This window comes from Hymenobacter sp. YIM 151858-1 (genome assembly GCF_025979705.1).
GTDB lineage: Bacteria > Bacteroidota > Bacteroidia > Cytophagales > Hymenobacteraceae > Solirubrum.
Map to the genome: position 1 here is coordinate 3,440,089 of NZ_CP110136.1, position 16,860 is coordinate 3,456,948.

Consider the following 16,860-nt stretch of genomic DNA (forward strand, 5'->3'; position numbering starts at 1 on the left):
ATGACCACTCTCGTACTCGACATTGGCAACACGGCGGCTAAATACGGCTGCTTCCGCGGCTCGGCTTTGGCCGAAACCGGCAGCGTAGCCACGCCCGCCGAGTTGCGCGAGGTGGCCAAACGCGTACAACCCGAGCACGTATTGCTGGCCTCGGTAGCAGCCCCGGCCGAACCCTGGGCCGACGCCCTAGGTGGCGCGGTAAGCGGCAGGGTAGTGGTGCTGAAGCCTGGCGAAACGCCGGTGCCCATAGCCAATGCCTACGCCACTCCGCTTACCCTAGGTGCCGACCGCCTGGCCGCCGCCGCGGGGGCTGCCCACTTGCTGCCCTGCCGCCCGGTGCTGGTGGTTGATGCAGGCACCTGCATTAAATGCGACTTGGTAGCCGCCGACGGTACCTTTATGGGCGGTAGTATTGCGCCGGGTTTGCGCATGCGCCTGCAGGCCATGCACCACTTTACGGGGCGCTTGCCCGAGTTGCCGCTGCTAGGTGCCAACGAGGCCGCCACCTTGGCGCTGTGCGGCACCGATACGCGTACGGCCATGCTCAGCGGGGCCCTCAACGGGGCCGTGGCTGAGGTAAACGGCATGCTCGGCAGCTACCGCCAGCAACACCCCAACTTAGCGGTGGTGCTGGCCGGCGGCGACGCTGCATTTTTTGAATCGCGCCTGAAAGGGCACATCTTTGTACTGACCGAGCTGGTTTTGCTGGGTCTTCACCGAATACTGGTGCATAATGTCGGGTAACAAACTGACCGCACTGGCTCTGCTGAGCCTGCTGGGGGCTGCTTCAGCTGCTTCAGGGCAGGGTCTTGGCAACTCCCCATACTCACGCTTGGGCCTGGGCGACATCACTCCGAATGCCGGTGGCGTTCGGCAACAAGGCATGGGAGGCGTTGGCCTGGCGGCACCAAACGCCGTGCAGATCAACGAACTAAACCCCGCGCTGCTATACTACACCAGCCGCACTACCTACGAGGCCGCCTTTACGGGGCAGCTAAAGCAGCTGCGCAGCAGCACGGCTTCGCAGCGCACTGGTAGCGGCACGCTGGGCTACCTGGCCCTGGGCATTCCGATTTCGCGGAGCTGGGCTTTGGCGGCTGGCCTCAAGCCGCTTTCGGCCGTGGATTACGAATCGGTGGTTACCCGAACGGTAAGTGGCAGCACCGATGCCCTGGTACGCAACGAGTTGCAAGGCTCGGGCGGGTTGTCGGAAGTATACCTAGGGCACGGGGTGCGCTTGGCCAAGGGGCTGAGCATGGGCCTTACAACCTCGTACATCTTTGGCACCATCGACCGGGCCGCGTACGCCACTGTGCAGCCGCCGCTCGAGCAGCTGGAGCCCGACGAGATTCTGAAGCGCGTAGGCACCGTCGACCGTACCCGGTACACCGACTTTGGCTTCCGTACGGGCCTGCACTACCGCCGCGACCTCAGCAAGAAGATTGCGGCCAACGTAGCGGCCGTGTACTCGTTTAAAACGAACCTGAACGGCCGCCGCACCCTGCAGCAGGAAACCCAGGACATAAACGGCACCAAATTGCAGGAGCCGCGCATTTTGCAGAATGAGGTAAAAGGCGAGGCCGTATTACCGGGCTCGTTGCAGTTGGGCGTAAGCCTCGATAACAACAAAAACTGGAGCCTGAGCGCCGACGTGGCCCGGCAGCAGTGGTCGAAGTACCGCGACTTCAACGGCACGCAGCAGGTGTTCGGCGACACGTGGCGCATGGGCGTGGGCGGCGAGCTGACGCCCGACCCGGGCTCGGTTACCAACTACTTTCAGCGCGTAACCTACCGGTTTGGCCTGAGTGCCGCGCAGTTGCCCTACCGCCCCGGTGGCCAAACGCTCTACGACCGGGCCGTAAGCTGGGGCTTCAGCTTCCCGTTCCCCACGTCGTCGGCGCTGGAGGCCACCAACATGAACCTGAGCTTTACCTACGGGCAGCGCGGCAACACCGATGTGGTTACCGAGGGCAACACGCGCCTGTCGAACATCAAGGAAAACTACATGCGCGTGCAGCTGGGCGTATCGCTCAACAGCCGCTGGTTCTTGAAGCGTCGTATTGAATAAGTCTGCCGTGAAAGCCACGGAATGCACCATCCAGGCCGTTTGGGGCGCCCTGCTGCTGGGCGCCGCCCTTGGGCTGGGCAGCTGCCAGGAAAAGGCCGCTGACCCTGTTAAAAAGGTGGTGTACGCAGGCCCTACGCTCGAAACTTCCAACGTCACGACGCTTTTCAGCGACTCGGCTCGGTTGCAGGTACGCCTGACGGCTCCGCTTGAGCAAACCTTCGAGAACGGCGACCTGGTGTATCCCAAGGGCATGAACATCGTGTTCTACGCCAAAGACGGCACCACCGTCGTGAACACCCTGCAGGGCGACTACGGCAAGTATACGCGTGCCGAGAACGTGTACTTTGTGCGGGGCGATGTGCGCGTGCGCAACGAGCAAAAGCAGCAGGGCATGCGCTCGGAGGAGCTGTACTACGACCGCCCCAAGGCCCGCATCTACACCAAGAAGTTCGTGCGGGTGGAAACGCCCACCGAAATCCTGACCGGCCACGGGCTGGAGGCCAACGAAGATTTTTCGCGCTACAAAATTCTTAAGCCCGAAGGCGTGTTTACCATCGAGCAGGGTGCAAGCCCTGCCGGTTCGGCCAATCCCTAGGTGGTTCTCTCATGAAGCTTCCTTCTTTCGACCGCGGCATGGCGCGCACGGTGTTGTTTTCGGTAGCGGTGGTGGCGTTCATCATCGGGGTGTACGAAACCCTGCTTACCAACGACATCATGCGCAACTATGTGTTTTTCATGGTCAGCGTCATCTGCCTGCTGGTGTACCGGCGCCTGAAGATTGCCGAACAGGAGGCTGCACCGGCTGCGCCCGAGCCCAAGCGCAAAACGGCTAAGCCCAAGGCCAAGGGCCGCCGCTAGGTCGGCTTTTGTCATTTGCCCCAAAAGGGGTTATTTTGCGCGTCTTACTGCGTTTTCTTTGCTGCTTACTTTCAACTAAATGGCTTTAATCAACACCATCCGGGAAAAATCAGGCTGGGCCGTTGGCACCGTGGCCATCGGGATGCTGCTGTTCATCGTGGGCGGTGACCTGATCGGCGGACAAAACAATCTGTTTAACCGGCAGGATACCTCCGTGGGCGAAGTGGCCGGCGAAGAGGTGAGCCTCGACGAGTTTAACGCCGCCCTGGAGCAGTCGAAAGAAGCGTTTGCCGCGCAGAATGGCCGCCAGCCCACCGAGCAGGAGCAGCAGCAACTGCGCGACCAGGCCTGGAACCAGATTGTGTTTCAGCGCGCCTTTCAGCCGCAGTTCGAGGCCCTGGGTCTGAAAGTGACCGACGAGGAGCTGACCGACATGGTGCAGGGCAAGAACATTCACCCCACCATTCAGCAGGCCTTTACCAATCCGCAAACCGGCCAGTTCGACCGCGCCCGCGTGATTGAGTACCTGCGCGCCCTCGATAAGCTGCCCCCGCAGCAGCAGGCTGCCTGGTACAGCTTCGAGCAAAACCTGCCGCAGGAACGCATGGGCAACAAGTACTACGCCCTGCTGAAAAATTCGGATTACGTAACCAGCGCCGAGGCCCAACGCTTCGACGTATCGCAGAACAGCCGCGCCAACCTGCGCTACCTGTTTGTGCCTTACTTCAGCATCTCCGACTCGGTCGTGAAGGTGAACGACTCGCAGCTGCAAGACTACATTGCGCGCAACAAAGCCCGCTACAAGGTGCAGGACGGCCGCGACGTGGAGTTTGTGGTGGTGAACGTGGTGCCCTCGAAAGAAGACTCCGCCGCCGTGCGCCAAACCGTGGACCAGCTGGCCCAGCAGTTCCGCACCGCCCCGAACGACTCGTTGTTCGTGCGCCTGAACTCCGACCAGCCTTACAACGGCCAGTTTGTATCGCCGGCCGACCTGCCCGAGAAGCTGCGCCAGCAGCTGCCGCTGCAGCAAGGCCAGGTGTACGGCCCCTTCGCCGAAAACGGCACCTACTCGCTCTACAAAGTAACGGGCACCAAAGCCGGTGCTCAGCAGGCTGCCCGCGCCAGCCACATCCTGATTAAGCCCGAAGGCACCACGCCCGAGGCCGATGCAGCTGCTAAAGCCAAGGCCCAAGGCATTCTGAACCAGATTAAAGGCGGCGCCGATTTTGCCGCCTTGGCTCGTCAGCACGGCACCGATGGCACCGCGCCCCTAGGTGGCGACCTGGGCTGGTTTACCACGGGCCGCATGGTGCCCGAGTTCGAGAAGGCCGTGTTCGGTGCTTCGTCGGCGGGTGTGCTGCCCAACCTCGTGAAAACCTCGTTTGGTTACCACATCATTAAGGTTACGGCGCCCAAAACCAACCAGACTTACCGCGTGGCGGCCGTTCAAAAAGGCATTACGCCTTCCGACGCCACCAACGAAACCGCCTACCAGCGTGCCCAGGAGCTGAAGGCCAAGGCCACCGACCTCGAGTCGTTCCGCAAGGCCGTGGCGGCCGACAAAACCTTGCAGAAGCAGGAAGCCCGCGGCGTAGGCAAGTCGGATGCCGTGGTGGGCAACGTGCCCAACGCCCGCGAAGTAGTGCGCTGGGCCTTTAACAAAGAAACCGAAGTAGGCGAGGTATCGGACGTGTTTCAGGTGAACGACCAGTACGTGATTGCCGTCCTCACGGGCACGCGCACCGAAGGCACCGCCGATGTAGCCGCCGTGAAGCCCGAGGTTTCGGCCTTTGTGCGCAACGACGAGAAAGCCAAGCAGATTATAGCCAAGCTGAAGGGCAGCACCCTGGAGCAGATGGCCGCGGCGTACGGCGCCAACGCCCAGGTGCGCACGGCCAACGACGTAACCCTGGGTCAGGGCGTAATTCCGGGCCTCGGCAACGAGCCGGTAGCCGTGGGTACGGCGTTCGGCCTGAAGCCCGGCCAGCGTTCGGCCCCCATCCAGGGCGAGCAGGGCGTGCTGGTGGTTGAGCTGGTAAGCAAAAACGAGCCGGCTGCTCCCTCCACCGACCTGAAAACCGTACGCAACCAGCTGCAGCAAATGCGCGGGGCCCGCTCCACGGGCGCCATCTACGAAACCGTACGCCAGAAGGCCGAGGTGAAAGACGAACGCGTGAAGTTCTTCTAAGCCACTGCCGCTACCACAACCGCCGAAGGGCCGTATCTTTCCAAGGGTACGGCCCTTTTGCTTTGCGCAACGGCGGCGGTATTGGCTGGTCTTTGGCATTGCGGAGGCCGGGCTTGAATGAAACCCGCGCGGTAGATGTTGAGCGCCCAAAGCCACCCGAGTTTGTTGTTGCGTAGCCGCCATCCGTTTTGCCTGCCATGAGCCTGTTATCTGCGTTGAGGAATAAAAGCTACCTAGGGCTGCTGGGCCTGCTGCTGGCCGCCGGCCCGGCGCTGGGGCAGGAGGGAAGCGGGCCCATTGCAGGCGCGCGCGAATACGCCCGCAAAGGCGAGCTGCTGAAAGCCGAGGCGCTGTTCGAGGGTTTGCCCAAGGATGCGCAACTGGCCCCAAACGTGCTGCCCGATTACCTGCAGGTGCTGGTGGAGCTGAAGAAGTACAAGGACGCCGAGAAACTGGCCCGCCGCGCCATCAAGAAGAACCCCGCCGAGCCCACGTTGGGCGTGGCCCTAGGTGGTGTGTACGCCGCGGCCGGCGACAGTGCCTCCGCCAACAAACAATACGGCCGCGTGGTGGCTAGCCTACGCCCCGAGCAGGTGCTGCCCTTGGCAGCCGAGTTTCAGCAGCGGGGGTTGGTACGGTGGTCGGAGCAGGCCTACCTGCAAGGCCGCCAATTGGCCCACAACCGCACCGAGTACGCCCAGCAGCTCATCGACCTGTACAGCCGCCAGAACCGCGTAGAGCCGCTCATGAACGAGGCGCTTAATCTGGTGGAGCAGGACGAAAAGCAGCTGCCCTTTGTGCGCAACATGCTCCAGAACCTAGGGCAGAACGAGCAGGCATTTGCGGCGCTCGAGAAAGCACTCATTACCCGTACCCAAAGCAACCCCGAGAAAAGCGCCTGGCCCGAGCTATTGCTGTGGCTGTACCAGCAGCGCCGCGACTTTGGCAGCGCCCTGGTGCAGGCCCGCGCCCTCGACCGGCGCCTGCGCACCGAGGGCAGCCGCGTGATGGATGTGGCCACCATTGCCCAGCGCAACAAAGACTACGATACCGCCATCGAGGGCTACGAGTACCTAGCCAAGGAGTACCGCGGCGGGCGCTTCTACCAACCTGCCCGCCAGAAATTGATTCAGGCCCGCGAGGAGCAGGTGCGCAATACCTTCCCCGTCGACCAGGCGAAGCTGCGCGCTTTGGCGGCCGATTATCAGCAGCTCCTTTCCGAGCTGGGCCGCACGGCCCAAAGCGCCGATGTGCTGCGCAATCTGGCCCTGTTGTACGCCTTTCAGCTCGATGAGAAGGATAAGGGTATGCAGCTGCTGCAGGAGGTAATTGAGCTGCCCCGGGCCGATGCGCAGCTCGTCGACGAAGCCAAAATTGCCTTAGGTGATATTTACCTGCTGCGCGGCGAGCCGTGGGAGGCCACGCTGCTGTACTCGCAGGTAGAAAAATCGCGCAAAGATCAGCCTCTGGGCTACGAAGCCAAGCTGCGTAACGCCCGCCTCAGCTACTTCGCCGGCGACTTTAAGCTGGCCCAAAGCCACCTCGATATTCTGAAGCTGGCCACCAGCCGCGAAATTGCCAACGACGCCATGCAGCTCAGCCTGCTTATCGGCGACAACACAGCCATGGATACGGCCGGCGTAGCCATGCGCGCCTACGCCGCTGCCGAGCTGCAGGTGTTCCAGAACAAGGTGCCGCAGGCCATCAAAGCCCTCGACGATTTGCTGACCAAGTACCCCGGCCACGCCCTCACCGACGAAGCCTGGTACCTGAAAGCCCAGCTGCAGCGCCGCACCGGCGACTACAACGGCGCCGTGGAAACCCTGCAGCGCATCACCAGCAACCCCAAATACGACATCCTTTCCGACGACGCCCTGTTCCTGACGGCCGAGATACAGGAGCAAAACCGCCAGGACCGCGTACGGGCGCAGGAGCTCTACACCACGCTGCTCACCAAATACCCCGGCAGTATCTACGGCGCCGAGGCCCGCAAGCGCGTGCGCCGCCTGCGCGGCGACATGGTCAACTAAAAAGCCGGCCCCGTGTGGGGTCGGCTTTTTTCATTTAATGATGACGTTGAACGTGCTTTTCTGCTCGTAATACACCATCGCCTCGTGCGCGCCATGCTCGGTGGAAAAGGTTTTGCTGTACTGCTGCAGCAAGTCGAAGTTGGTGAGGCTGCCGTTGATGGTGTAATAGAGGTGACCCAACACAGCACGGATCGGCACCCCGTCGGTGTCTTTGCCCAAATCGATGAAGGGCAACGGCTCGCCCGGACGGAACACGTGCCGGGTGTCACCGGATGCATTGATGGTGATGCTGGCAATGCCCGGCTTTACGGCCACCAAGCCGAGTTTGATGCGGTAGCGCCCGTCTTGGTGTACTGGCTCGAAAGACCCCACTGTAGCCCCCAAATTCGCGACGCGGCCCACTCGATTGAGCACCTGAAAAGCGGAGGCGAAACCCCGCTGCCGCTCTGGCGCGCCGGTGAGCTGGTAGAAGCTCATGAACGTGAACGGTTGCGCATCCTGGGGCCGCACGCGGTGGCGCTTGCCGGTACGGATATCGAGCAAAGAATCAGAATAATTGGCTTCCACCCAGAGCGTGTCGCCCAGCCGCATTTCCCGGTGCCCGGGCCGGATGGTAAGCGGCACCTCAAAAAACAACTCCTGCGACCTAGGTACGGGCTCAGGCTTACACGCGGCCAGCAAGGCCAGCGGCAAAAGAATGGTCAGTATAACTCTCATCGATAGACCCTGATAACCGGCTTTGTTCGCCGAACTCTTAAGTTATCGGTTCGTTCATGACCACACGCGTGGTTGCAGAATTACGCGCGCCACGGCAGAGCATCAGCAACCGGCTGCGGCCCTAGGTGCCAGCGGGCTGGGTGCCGGGCTGCACCTGCCGACCACCTAGGGCTACCCGAAGAACACAAACATCAGCAGCAGCGCCACGATGAACACGAGGTACATCAGCCCATCGGTGAGGATGTACTGCCGGTAGCGTTGGTAAAATTGGCGGAGGCGCTGCATGGCTGAAAAGGAGCAGAATGGCGGCCAAATTTACCGCTGCCGAGGTGGCGTTTCGCAAAATCGGGGCTGAAAGCGTGCCGTTTTCTTCTTACTTTTGAAGGTATTGCCCTCCCCACCATGCTAAAACGTTGGATTCGTAAGCCTGCTCCCGACCGCGAGAAGGTCGAGCACCTGTCGGCAGCCCTGCGCGTAAACGAGTCCATCATTGCCTTGCTGTGCCAGCGGGGCATTTGCACCTTCGAGGAGGCCAAGGCGTATTTCCGCCCGGCCCTGGAGGAGCTGCCCGACCCCATGCTCATGCGCGACATGGACCGGGCCGTGCAGCGCCTCGTGGAAGCCCTGTTTCAGGAGGAAAAAGTGCTGGTGTACGGCGACTACGATGTGGACGGCACCACCTCCGTGGCGCTGGTGTACTCGTATCTGCGCTCGTTGTTTGGGCCCGCCCGCATCGACTACTACATTCCCGACCGCTACATCGAGGGCTACGGCATTTCGACAATAGGCATCGATTGGGCGGCTGCCAACGGCTTTAAGCTGATTGTGGCGCTCGACTGCGGCGTGAAAGCCGTCGACAAAATCAGCTACGCCCGCGATAAAGGCGTCGATTTTATCGTGTGCGACCACCACTTGCCCGGCGACGAGCTGCCGCCCGCCGTGGCCGTGCTCGACCCCAAGCGTTCGGATTGCCCGTACCCCTACAAAGAGCTGTCGGGCTGCGGCGTGGGCTTTAAGCTGATGCAGGCGCTGTGCCGCAGCCAAGGCTTCGATGAAGCCCCCCTGCACGAGCTGATGGATTTGCTGGCCGTGAGCATCGCGGCCGACATTGTGCCCATTACCGGCGAAAACCGCACGCTGATGTTCCACGGCCTCAAGCGCCTGAACGACCCCAGCATAGAAACGCGCCCCGGCCTGTACGCCCTGCGCCAGCTGGCCGGCCTGCGCGAGGGGCCGCTCACGGTAAGCAGCCTGGTGTTTGGCTTTGCGCCCCGCATCAACGCGGCCGGGCGCCTCGGTGATGCCAAGCGTTCGGTGGCTATGCTGCTCTCTGAAACCGCCGAGCAGGCCCTGGCTACGGCCAGCGTCGTCGACCAAACCAACACCGAGCGCCGCGGCTTCGATACGCGCATTACCGAGGAGGCGCTGCAGATGATCGAAACCGACCTGGAGCTGCGCAACGCCCGCTCCACCGTGCTCTTCAAGCAGGATTGGCACAAGGGCGTAATCGGCATTGTGGCTTCGCGCTGCCTCGATAAGTACTACCGCCCCACGGTTATCCTCACCGAATCGAACGGCAAAGCCACGGGCTCGGCGCGTTCGGTGGCGGGCTTCGATGTGCACCAGGCCATTTTGGAGTGCTCCGATTTGCTGGAGCAATTCGGGGGGCACATGTACGCGGCCGGCCTCACGCTGCCGCTCGAAAACGTGGCCGAGTTCCGCCGCCGCTTCGAGGCCGTGGTGGCTTCGCGCATCAAAGAGGAGCAGATGATTCCGCCCGTCGACATCGACCTGCCGCTGCGCCTGCGCGAGGTCACCTGGAACTTCTACAACCTGCTGCGCCAGATGGAGCCCTTCGGCCCCGGCAACCCCAGCCCGGTGTTCGAGGCCGAGCAGGTGTACGCCGTGCCCGGCACCGTGAAGGTGGTGGGCTCGTCGCACCTCAAGCTGACCCTGATGCAGGAAGACTCGAACCAGATCGACGCCATCGGCTTTGGGCTGGCCGACCACTACGGGCGCATTGCCAAAGGGCAGCCGTTTAACATCTGCTACACCGTGGACGTGAATGAGTGGCGCGGGCAAAAATCGTTGCAGCTGCGCCTCAAGGACATCGGCTGGGCGTAAGCCACCTAGGGCCTTTGGGCCTGCGCGCCGCCGCTTTGGCGCAGCCCACTAACCATTACCTTAGTAGCCTAGGTCGCTCCCGGCCTAGGCTATTCGCTTTTCTATCCTTTCCTAGGTTGATGAAATCCTTCCTGCTCAGTGCCAGCCTCGGCAGCTTGTTTGCTTTTGGCGCCCACGCCCAAACGCCCGCCGCCGGCACCTACCGCATTACCGTCGATACGCAACCCGCTGCCAGCTCCGACCAGCTGCGCGTAATCATCCAGACGCCGCCCGTACGCGAGGAGCGCGTAACGTACGTAATGCCGAGCGTGGTGCCGGGCTCGTACTCCAAAAAGGACTACGGCCGCTTTGTGCAGGGCCTGAAAGCTTTCGACGACAAAGGCAAGGCGCTGAAGGTGACGCGCGAGGGCCAGAACCTGTTCACCATCGACAAAGCCACCAAGCTCGCCCGCATTGAGTACCTGGTAGACGACACCTGGGACGCCAAGCAGGACGACAGCTACATCTTTCAGCCAGGCGGTACCAACTTCGATGCCCGTTCGGCCTATAGCAACTTCGTGCTGAACCACTACGGCCTCTACGGCTACTTAGAGGGTTACAAAATGGTGCCTTACGAAGTAACCGTGAAGCATGCGCCCGAACTCTACGCCAGCACTGCGCTGCCGGTGCAGCGCTCCGCCACGCAGGATGTGTTTCGGGCCGATAGCTACGTAACCCTGGCCGATGGCCCCATTCTGTACAGCAAGCCCGATACCACCAGCTTTGTGGCCGGCGGGGCGCGCATTGGGGTGTCGGTAGTGTCGGAGCTGGGCAAGGTGAAGGCGGCGCAAATCAGCCAGACCATCCGGCCCATGGCCGAGGCCCTAGGTCAGTTTTTCGGGAAGATGCCGGTGCCCAACTACCAGTTTCTGATGTATTTCCCCGATTACCAGACCTCGCAGGTAATCAACCGCAACACGGGCGGTTTCGGGGCCATGGAGCACTCGTACTCGTCGTTGTACTTTTTGCCCGAGCGCAACACCGAGGGCGAGCTAACCGAGATGGTGCGCGAGGTGGCCTCGCACGAGTTTCTGCACATGCTGGCGCCGCTGAACATCCACTCCCGCGAAATCGGCGAGTTCGACTTCCGCAACCCCAAAATGTCGCAGCACCTGTGGCTGTACGAGGGCGTGACGGAATACTTCGCTCACCTGGTGCAGGTACGGGCCGGGCTTACCACCGAGGAGCAGTTCCGCAGCGCCATGCAGGAAAAAATCCGCGACGCGGAGAAGTACCCGGCGGGCGTGTCGTTCACGGAAATGAGCCGCCGCATTCTGGAGCAGCCCTACGACAAGATGTACGAGAACGTGTACAAAAAGGGCGCGCTCATCGGCTTGCTGCTCGATATCCGTATTCAGGAGCTCACCAAAGGCCAGAAAACCCTGCGCGACGTGCTGCTGACCCTGCGCGACAAGTACGGGCCCACGCGTTCCTTTGAGGATGCGCAGCTGATACCCGAGGTAGTAGCCCTCACGCACCCCGAGGTACAGCAGTTCTTCGACCGCTACGTAGTAGGCACCGAAGCCTTGCCGCTAACCGAGTACCTCGACAAAATTGGCTGGCGCTACGCCGATAAAGCCCCCGCCCGCATCAAGGCGTTCGGGCAGCTGGGTTTCCGCTACGACGAAGCCAAAAAGGAGTTTGCCACTGCCGATGTAACGCCCGAAACCAACGCCTTCGGCCTGCAAAACGGCGACGTGATTGTAGCCGTGAACGGGCAACCCGTAACCCTCGAAACGGCCGAACAGCTGCTGCGTTCCTTGGTGGAGCCCACTACGGATAAGCCCGTGCGCCTCACCCTGCGCCGCGGCAGCACCACCAAAGATGCCCAAGCCGCCCCGCGCGAGTTCGATGTGGAAATCCGGAACCAGCTGGCCCCGAGCACCGCACCCACGCCGGCGCAGCTGGCCTTGCGCCGGCAGTTGCTCAACAGCAAAAGCTAGCCCGAAGCACCTAGGGCTTACCCACAGAGGACGGGGCCGGCAAGGTTAATTGCCGGCCCCGTCGTTGGTAAAGAGTTATTTGGTTGCCGTAGCAGGCAAGATGTACGACTCGGTGCCCCAGCGCACGTAGCCGTTGCCCGAAAGCCAGCCCTGCTTGGCCACGGTCGGCAACGATACGTAGGGCGTCCACTTGTAGCGCGTTATGCGCACAAAGGCAAGCTGGCCGTTGTGCCGCGTTTCTTCCAGAACGGGGTGCTTGCCTTGATAGCCGTAAAACACATCAAGCGTAGCACCGTTGCGGCGCACTCGGCGTACGTGCTTCCAGAGCAATACCTGCTTGGGCGTACGCCCTTCAACCGAGGCAGTAGCCGTGGCTACCAGGCGCTCCGGCTGGGCGTAGCCGCGCGTAACTACGCGGCGCTTACCAATGGCCGGAGCTTTGGTCACGAGGCTAACGGTGCGGCTTTGAAGCTCCTGGCGCAGCGTATTGGCGGTGTGCACCACGGAGTCGCGGGCGGCAGTGGCCTTGCCCACATCGGTAATTACTTGGGCTCCGGCCCAGCTGGGCAGTATGCTAATGGCGGCAACAACACCAACCCGAGTAATCGTAAGCATGCAAATGGATAGTGAGGTGGACTAAAACCGGCTCAAAAACGTTGCCAAGCTCGGCAATAGACTTTGCGGTAGCATTGTGCGCCGCCCCCTTACCTTTGCCGATAGCATGATTCTGCGCGCCGAACACCTCGTCAAGAAATACAAGCAACGCACCGTTGTCAGTGATATGTCCCTGCACGTGGAGCAGGGCGAAATCGTGGGCCTGCTCGGGCCCAACGGGGCTGGCAAAACCACTTCGTTTTACATGACGGTGGGCATGGTGAAGCCCAACTCGGGCCGCATCTTCCTCGACGACGAAGACATTACCGGCCTGCCCATTTACCAGCGCGCCCGCCGCGGCATCGGCTACCTGGCCCAGGAGGCCTCGGTGTTCCGCGACCTGACGGTGGAGGAGAATATCCTGTCGGTGCTGGAAATGACCAAGCTCAGCAAGCAGCAGCAGCACGACAAGGTGGAGGAGCTGCTCAACGAGTTTAGCCTCACGCACGTGCGCAAAAACCTAGGGCGCGTGCTGAGCGGCGGCGAGCGGCGGCGCACCGAAATTGCCCGCGCCCTGGCCGTCGACCCGAAGTTTGTGCTGCTCGACGAGCCCTTTGCCGGCGTCGACCCGATTGCGGTGGAGGAAATTCAGGGCATTGTGGCCAAGCTGAAGCACAAAAACATCGGCATCCTCATCACCGACCACAACGTGAACGAGACGCTGAGCATCGTAGATCGGGCGTACTTGCTCTTCGAGGGCAAGCTGCTGAAGGCCGGCACCGCCGAAGAGCTGGCTGCCGACGAAATGGTGCGCCGCGTGTACCTAGGGCGCCACTTCGAGCTGAAGCGAAAGATTTAAGCGAATGTCAATTATCAATGAGCAATTAGTAATGAACAATTGCCCGGCATCCAGCACGCGTGGTTAGCGTACACGGGCTGGTTCGTTACTCGTTGATCGTTGTCGGCAACGATTGCTCATTGTTCATTGCCCATTGATAATTAAATGATCGATACCCTGCTCACCTGGATGGTAAAGCCGCGTTTGGCGCGCCTCGAACGCATGCGCGCCGAGCCGCACGCCGCGCAGCGCGAGGTGCTGCAGGAGCTGCTCCAAACCGCGCGCCACACCGATTGGGGCCGCATGTACGGCTACGCCGAGGGCCTTAACGCCCGCGAGTTTGCCCAACGCGTGCCCGTGAGCAGCTACGAGCAGCTGTACCCCTGGATTGAGCGCGTGCTCCGCGGCGACGACGACGTGCTGTGGCCGGGCCGCGTGCAGTGGTTTGCCAAAAGCAGCGGCACCACCAACGCCCGCAGCAAGTACATACCTGTTACGCCGCAGTCGCTCGAAGACTGCCACTACCGCGCCGGCCGCGACATGGTGGCCGTGGCCCAGACGCTGTACCCCGATGCAGGCATCCTGCGCGGCAAAACGCTTTCCCTAGGGGGCACGCACGTGGCCAACCCCTTCCGGCCCGACGACCCCGCCTCGCGCGTAGGCGACGTATCGGCGGTAATCATGCAGAACCTGCCGGCCTGGGCCGAGTCGCGCCGCACGCCGCCGCTCGAGCTGGCTTTGCTTGATGAGTGGGAAGAAAAGCTGGAGCGCATGGCCCGGCACGTGCTGCACGAAAACGTGGCCTGCCTGGCCGGCGTGCCCACCTGGATGATTATGCTGCTGCGGCGCGTATCGGAGCTGGCCGGCGGCCGGCCCATTCCGGAGGTGTGGCCCAACCTGCGCCTGTTTATGCACGGAGCCGTGGCGTTTGGGCCCTACCGCGAACTGTTCCGGCAGCTGATACCGGAGGCGCAGATGCGCTACCTCGAGATTTACAACGCCTCCGAGGGCTACCTGGCGTTTCAGGATCAGCCCGACTCGCAGGACCTGCTGCTGCTGCTCGACCACGGCATTTACTACGAGTTTATTCCGCTTGAAGAAGTAGGCAAGGAGCACCCGCGTACCCTCACGCTCGAGGAAGTGGAGGTAGGCCCGAGCTACGCCCTCGTCATCAGCACCAACGCCGGCTTGTGGCGCTACCAGATTGGCGACACGGTGCGCTTTACCTCGGTGGCGCCGTACCGCATTCGCATCTCGGGCCGTACCAAGCACTTCCTCAATGCTTTCGGCGAGGAGGTGGTAGTAGAAAACGCCGATGCCGCCATTGCCGCCGCGGCCGCTGCTACCGGTGCGCTGGTGAAAGAGTACACGGCCGCACCCATTTATTTCAGCACCGGCGAAGGCTCGCGCGGCGGGCACCAGTGGCTGATTGAGTTTACGCAGCCGCCGGCCAGCGAGGCGCAGTTTGCGCAAGTGCTCGACGAAACCCTGCGCCAGCTCAACTCCGATTACGACGCCAAGCGCCACCGCGACATTGCCCTGAAGCCGCCCGTGCTCACGGTAGCGGCACCGGGCACGTTTGAGCAGTGGCTGGCCCGCCGCGGCAAGCTGGGCGGCCAGCACAAAGTGCCGCGCCTCAGCAACAACCGCGAGCTGCTCGACGAGCTGCTGAGCTAATTGCGCCTGCCCTAGGTACTCCGGCCGTTGCAGCAGGCGGGCAGGGCTGCTACCTTGTCCCGATGGAATCATCACCTAGGAGGCTAGCATGGGTTGGCTGCGCAGTGCTGCTGGCTGCCGCGCTAGCGGCCTGCCAGGCGCCGCGCGGGCCCATCGGGTTTTGGTCGCGCAACCGGCTCGATGCCCGGCAGGAGCGGCACGGCCCCTGGCGCGCCTACTTCGATAGCGCCAACACCAGGCTGGCCTCGCGCGGGCACTACCAACACGGGCGGCCGCGTGGCCACTGGCGCTACTACACTTTTGCGGGCAAGCTCGACCACGACGACCGGTACCGGCCGGGCGGACTCATGCTGGTGCGTCATTTTCACCCAAACGGGCAAGTAGCGCGGCGCGGGCAGGCCCGCCTCGAAAGCGACACTGCCGTGGTGCAGTACTATTGGTTTGGGCTGTGGCAGCTTTACGATAGCACCGGGCACGCCACAAACTGGGAGCTGTACGAAAAAGGCCACCGCATGGCAAAAGGTGCAGGAGTAGCCAGGCCCAATGCCGCACCCCGAAGCGGCAGCTCCCGCAGCAAATAATCCTATCGTCTTTCCTTGTTTATTATTTGGTCGATTATATATTTATCGTAATCGTTCTACTCCCAAACCCCACCTGCATTGCACACATTTACTGCTTCTGAAGTCGCTTCGCAGCCGTATGTATCGCGCAAGAAGCGCTACCGGCGCCGGGTCGTAACCGAATCGAAAAGCATTTTGGGCAAACGTGCCGTGCTGGGTTTGCTGGGCCTGCTGGTGCTGGCCCTGCTGGCCAGCCTGGGCGTAATTGCCGGGTCCATGATTGGCGGCAATCCGGTTTAGTTGCTAGTTGGGCAAAGCCGCCGCGGCAGCGCCCTGGGTCTTGCTCTCATGCCTAAAAAAAGGCGGCGCTACGTAAGCAGCGCCGCCTTTTGGCTTAGGGCAGTACCCTAGGTCGGTTATTGGTCGAACATCCGGCCCAGGCCGCCCAGCACGGTGCCGCTTTCCTTTTGCGCGTTGGCGCCGTTGGGCATCAGGGCCTGAATGAGTTTTTTCACGGGCATGCTTTGCAGCCATACGCGGCCGGTGCCGCGCAACGTGGCCAGCATCAGGCCTTCGCCGCCAAAAATCATCGACTTGAGGTTGCCGGCCCGGGCAATGCTGAACTCGATGCCCGGCTCAAACGCCACCACGCAGCCCGTATCTACGCGCAGCATTTCGCCGTTCAGGCGCCGCTCAATTACGGTGCCGCCCGCGTGGATAAACGCCTTGCCGTCGCCGGTGAGCTTTTGCAGAATGAAGCCCTCGCCGCCAAACAAGCCCGAGCCGATGCGCTGGTTGAAGTGAATGCCGATTTTGGTGCCCCGCGCGGCGGCCAAAAAGCCGTCCTTCTGCACAATCAGGCCGTTGGGCAAGGTGCTTAGGTCGAGGGGCATGATGGTGCCGGGGTAGGGGGCCGAAAAGCCTACGCGGGCTTTGCCGTGGTGCCCGGCGTGGGTAAAGTGCGTCATGAACAACGACTCGCCCGTAATCATGCGCGTGCCGGCCGAGAGCAGCTTGCCGAAGAAGCCCTGCTCGGGCTCCGAGCCGTCGCCCATGCGCGTGTCCCAGGCAATGGGCTCGTCCATGTACACCATGGTGCCCGCCTCGGCAATAACCGACTCGCCCGGGTCGAGCTCAATTTCTACTACTTGTATATCGTGGCCAAGGATGCGGTAATCAACGTCGTGTGAACGCATAGGTAAGCAGCTAGTTGGTGTGGCAGCA

The 16,860-nt window shown here is 62.0% G+C and carries 15 protein-coding genes; 12 read left to right on the plus strand and 3 right to left on the minus strand.

The window, feature by feature from the left end; all coding sequences use genetic code 11:
- The 6 genes from OIS50_RS15240 to OIS50_RS15265 all read left to right on the plus strand — a co-directional run bounded on the left by OIS50_RS15240 (position 1) and on the right by OIS50_RS15265 (position 7,144).
- Positions 1-744 (plus strand): type III pantothenate kinase, encoded by a 744-nt coding sequence (locus OIS50_RS15240; RefSeq protein WP_264691494.1) that lies wholly within the window; start codon positions 1-3, stop codon positions 742-744.
- 172 nt (positions 745-916) lie between these two features.
- A complete protein-coding gene (locus OIS50_RS15245; RefSeq protein WP_264691495.1) occupies positions 917-2,068 on the plus strand; it encodes a hypothetical protein in 1,152 nt (383 codons plus the stop codon).
- 7 nt (positions 2,069-2,075) lie between these two features.
- Positions 2,076-2,663, plus strand: a complete 588-nt coding sequence (lptC, locus tag OIS50_RS15250) for an LPS export ABC transporter periplasmic protein LptC (RefSeq protein WP_264691496.1) — start codon at positions 2,076-2,078, stop codon at positions 2,661-2,663.
- 11 nt (positions 2,664-2,674) lie between these two features.
- Complete coding sequence (locus OIS50_RS15255) at positions 2,675-2,926, plus strand: hypothetical protein (RefSeq protein WP_264691497.1); 252 nt, start codon at positions 2,675-2,677, stop codon at positions 2,924-2,926.
- A 79-nt stretch (positions 2,927-3,005) separates the two neighbouring features.
- Positions 3,006-5,114 carry a peptidylprolyl isomerase gene (locus OIS50_RS15260; protein ID WP_264691498.1) on the plus strand — a complete coding sequence of 703 codons (2,109 nt, stop codon included), beginning with the start codon at positions 3,006-3,008 and terminating at the stop codon, positions 5,112-5,114.
- Between the two features lie 197 nt (positions 5,115-5,311).
- A complete protein-coding gene (locus OIS50_RS15265; protein ID WP_264691499.1) occupies positions 5,312-7,144 on the plus strand; it encodes a tetratricopeptide repeat protein in 1,833 nt (610 codons plus the stop codon).
- Between the two features lie 30 nt (positions 7,145-7,174).
- Here the strand turns inward: OIS50_RS15265 and OIS50_RS15270 are convergent, their stop codons facing one another.
- Entirely contained in the window at positions 7,175-7,861 is a 687-nt protein-coding gene (locus OIS50_RS15270; protein ID WP_264691500.1) for a hypothetical protein, read from the minus strand.
- 402 nt (positions 7,862-8,263) lie between these two features.
- Here OIS50_RS15270 and recJ point away from each other — a divergent pair, with 402 nt between their 5' ends.
- Both recJ and OIS50_RS15280 read left to right on the plus strand, forming a co-directional pair.
- Positions 8,264-9,985: a single-stranded-DNA-specific exonuclease RecJ gene (gene recJ / locus OIS50_RS15275; RefSeq protein ID WP_264691501.1), complete on the plus strand. Its 1,722-nt coding sequence runs from the start codon at positions 8,264-8,266 to the stop codon at positions 9,983-9,985.
- A 119-nt stretch (positions 9,986-10,104) separates the two neighbouring features.
- Positions 10,105-11,967, plus strand: a complete 1,863-nt coding sequence (locus tag OIS50_RS15280) for a M61 family metallopeptidase (protein ID WP_264691502.1) — start codon at positions 10,105-10,107, stop codon at positions 11,965-11,967.
- Between the two features lie 75 nt (positions 11,968-12,042).
- On the opposite strand, the gene OIS50_RS15285 is transcribed toward OIS50_RS15280, so the two are convergent.
- Entirely contained in the window at positions 12,043-12,582 is a 540-nt protein-coding gene (locus OIS50_RS15285) for a hypothetical protein (protein WP_264691503.1), read from the minus strand.
- Positions 12,583-12,688: 106 nt separating this feature from the next.
- Here OIS50_RS15285 and lptB point away from each other — a divergent pair, with 106 nt between their 5' ends.
- From lptB to OIS50_RS15305, 4 genes are all read left to right on the plus strand, one after another.
- The gene (gene lptB, locus OIS50_RS15290; RefSeq protein WP_059071691.1) at positions 12,689-13,420 is read left to right on the plus strand and encodes an LPS export ABC transporter ATP-binding protein; all 732 of its coding nucleotides are present in this window, start codon (positions 12,689-12,691) and stop codon (positions 13,418-13,420) included.
- 144 nt (positions 13,421-13,564) lie between these two features.
- Entirely contained in the window at positions 13,565-15,076 is a 1,512-nt protein-coding gene (locus tag OIS50_RS15295) for a GH3 auxin-responsive promoter family protein (RefSeq protein WP_264691504.1), read from the plus strand.
- Positions 15,077-15,138: 62 nt separating this feature from the next.
- Positions 15,139-15,657 carry a toxin-antitoxin system YwqK family antitoxin gene (locus tag OIS50_RS15300; protein WP_264691505.1) on the plus strand — a complete coding sequence of 173 codons (519 nt, stop codon included), beginning with the start codon at positions 15,139-15,141 and terminating at the stop codon, positions 15,655-15,657.
- 78 nt (positions 15,658-15,735) lie between these two features.
- Positions 15,736-15,936, plus strand: coding sequence for a hypothetical protein (locus OIS50_RS15305; protein WP_264691506.1), 201 nt, complete (start codon positions 15,736-15,738; stop codon positions 15,934-15,936).
- 116 nt (positions 15,937-16,052) lie between these two features.
- On the opposite strand, the gene OIS50_RS15310 is transcribed toward OIS50_RS15305, so the two are convergent.
- Positions 16,053-16,832 carry a TIGR00266 family protein gene (locus OIS50_RS15310; protein WP_264691507.1) on the minus strand — a complete coding sequence of 260 codons (780 nt, stop codon included), beginning with the start codon at positions 16,830-16,832 and terminating at the stop codon, positions 16,053-16,055.
- Positions 16,833-16,860 lie beyond the last annotated feature (28 nt).

Coding starts and splice junctions, on each gene's coding strand:
- OIS50_RS15240 (WP_264691494.1), top strand. CDS start 1: ATGACCACTCTCGTACTCGACATTGGCAACACGGCGGCTAAATACGGC.
- OIS50_RS15255 (WP_264691497.1), top strand. CDS start 2,675: ATGAAGCTTCCTTCTTTCGACCGCGGCATGGCGCGCACGGTGTTGTTT.
- OIS50_RS15260 (WP_264691498.1), top strand. CDS start 3,006: ATGGCTTTAATCAACACCATCCGGGAAAAATCAGGCTGGGCCGTTGGC.
- OIS50_RS15265 (WP_264691499.1), top strand. CDS start 5,312: ATGAGCCTGTTATCTGCGTTGAGGAATAAAAGCTACCTAGGGCTGCTG.
- OIS50_RS15270 (WP_264691500.1), bottom strand. CDS start 7,861: ATGAGAGTTATACTGACCATTCTTTTGCCGCTGGCCTTGCTGGCCGCG.
- recJ (WP_264691501.1), top strand. CDS start 8,264: ATGCTAAAACGTTGGATTCGTAAGCCTGCTCCCGACCGCGAGAAGGTC.
- OIS50_RS15280 (WP_264691502.1), top strand. CDS start 10,105: ATGAAATCCTTCCTGCTCAGTGCCAGCCTCGGCAGCTTGTTTGCTTTT.
- OIS50_RS15285 (WP_264691503.1), bottom strand. CDS start 12,582: ATGCTTACGATTACTCGGGTTGGTGTTGTTGCCGCCATTAGCATACTG.
- lptB (WP_059071691.1), top strand. CDS start 12,689: ATGATTCTGCGCGCCGAACACCTCGTCAAGAAATACAAGCAACGCACC.
- OIS50_RS15295 (WP_264691504.1), top strand. CDS start 13,565: ATGATCGATACCCTGCTCACCTGGATGGTAAAGCCGCGTTTGGCGCGC.
- OIS50_RS15300 (WP_264691505.1), top strand. CDS start 15,139: ATGGAATCATCACCTAGGAGGCTAGCATGGGTTGGCTGCGCAGTGCTG.
- OIS50_RS15310 (WP_264691507.1), bottom strand. CDS start 16,832: ATGCGTTCACACGACGTTGATTACCGCATCCTTGGCCACGATATACAA.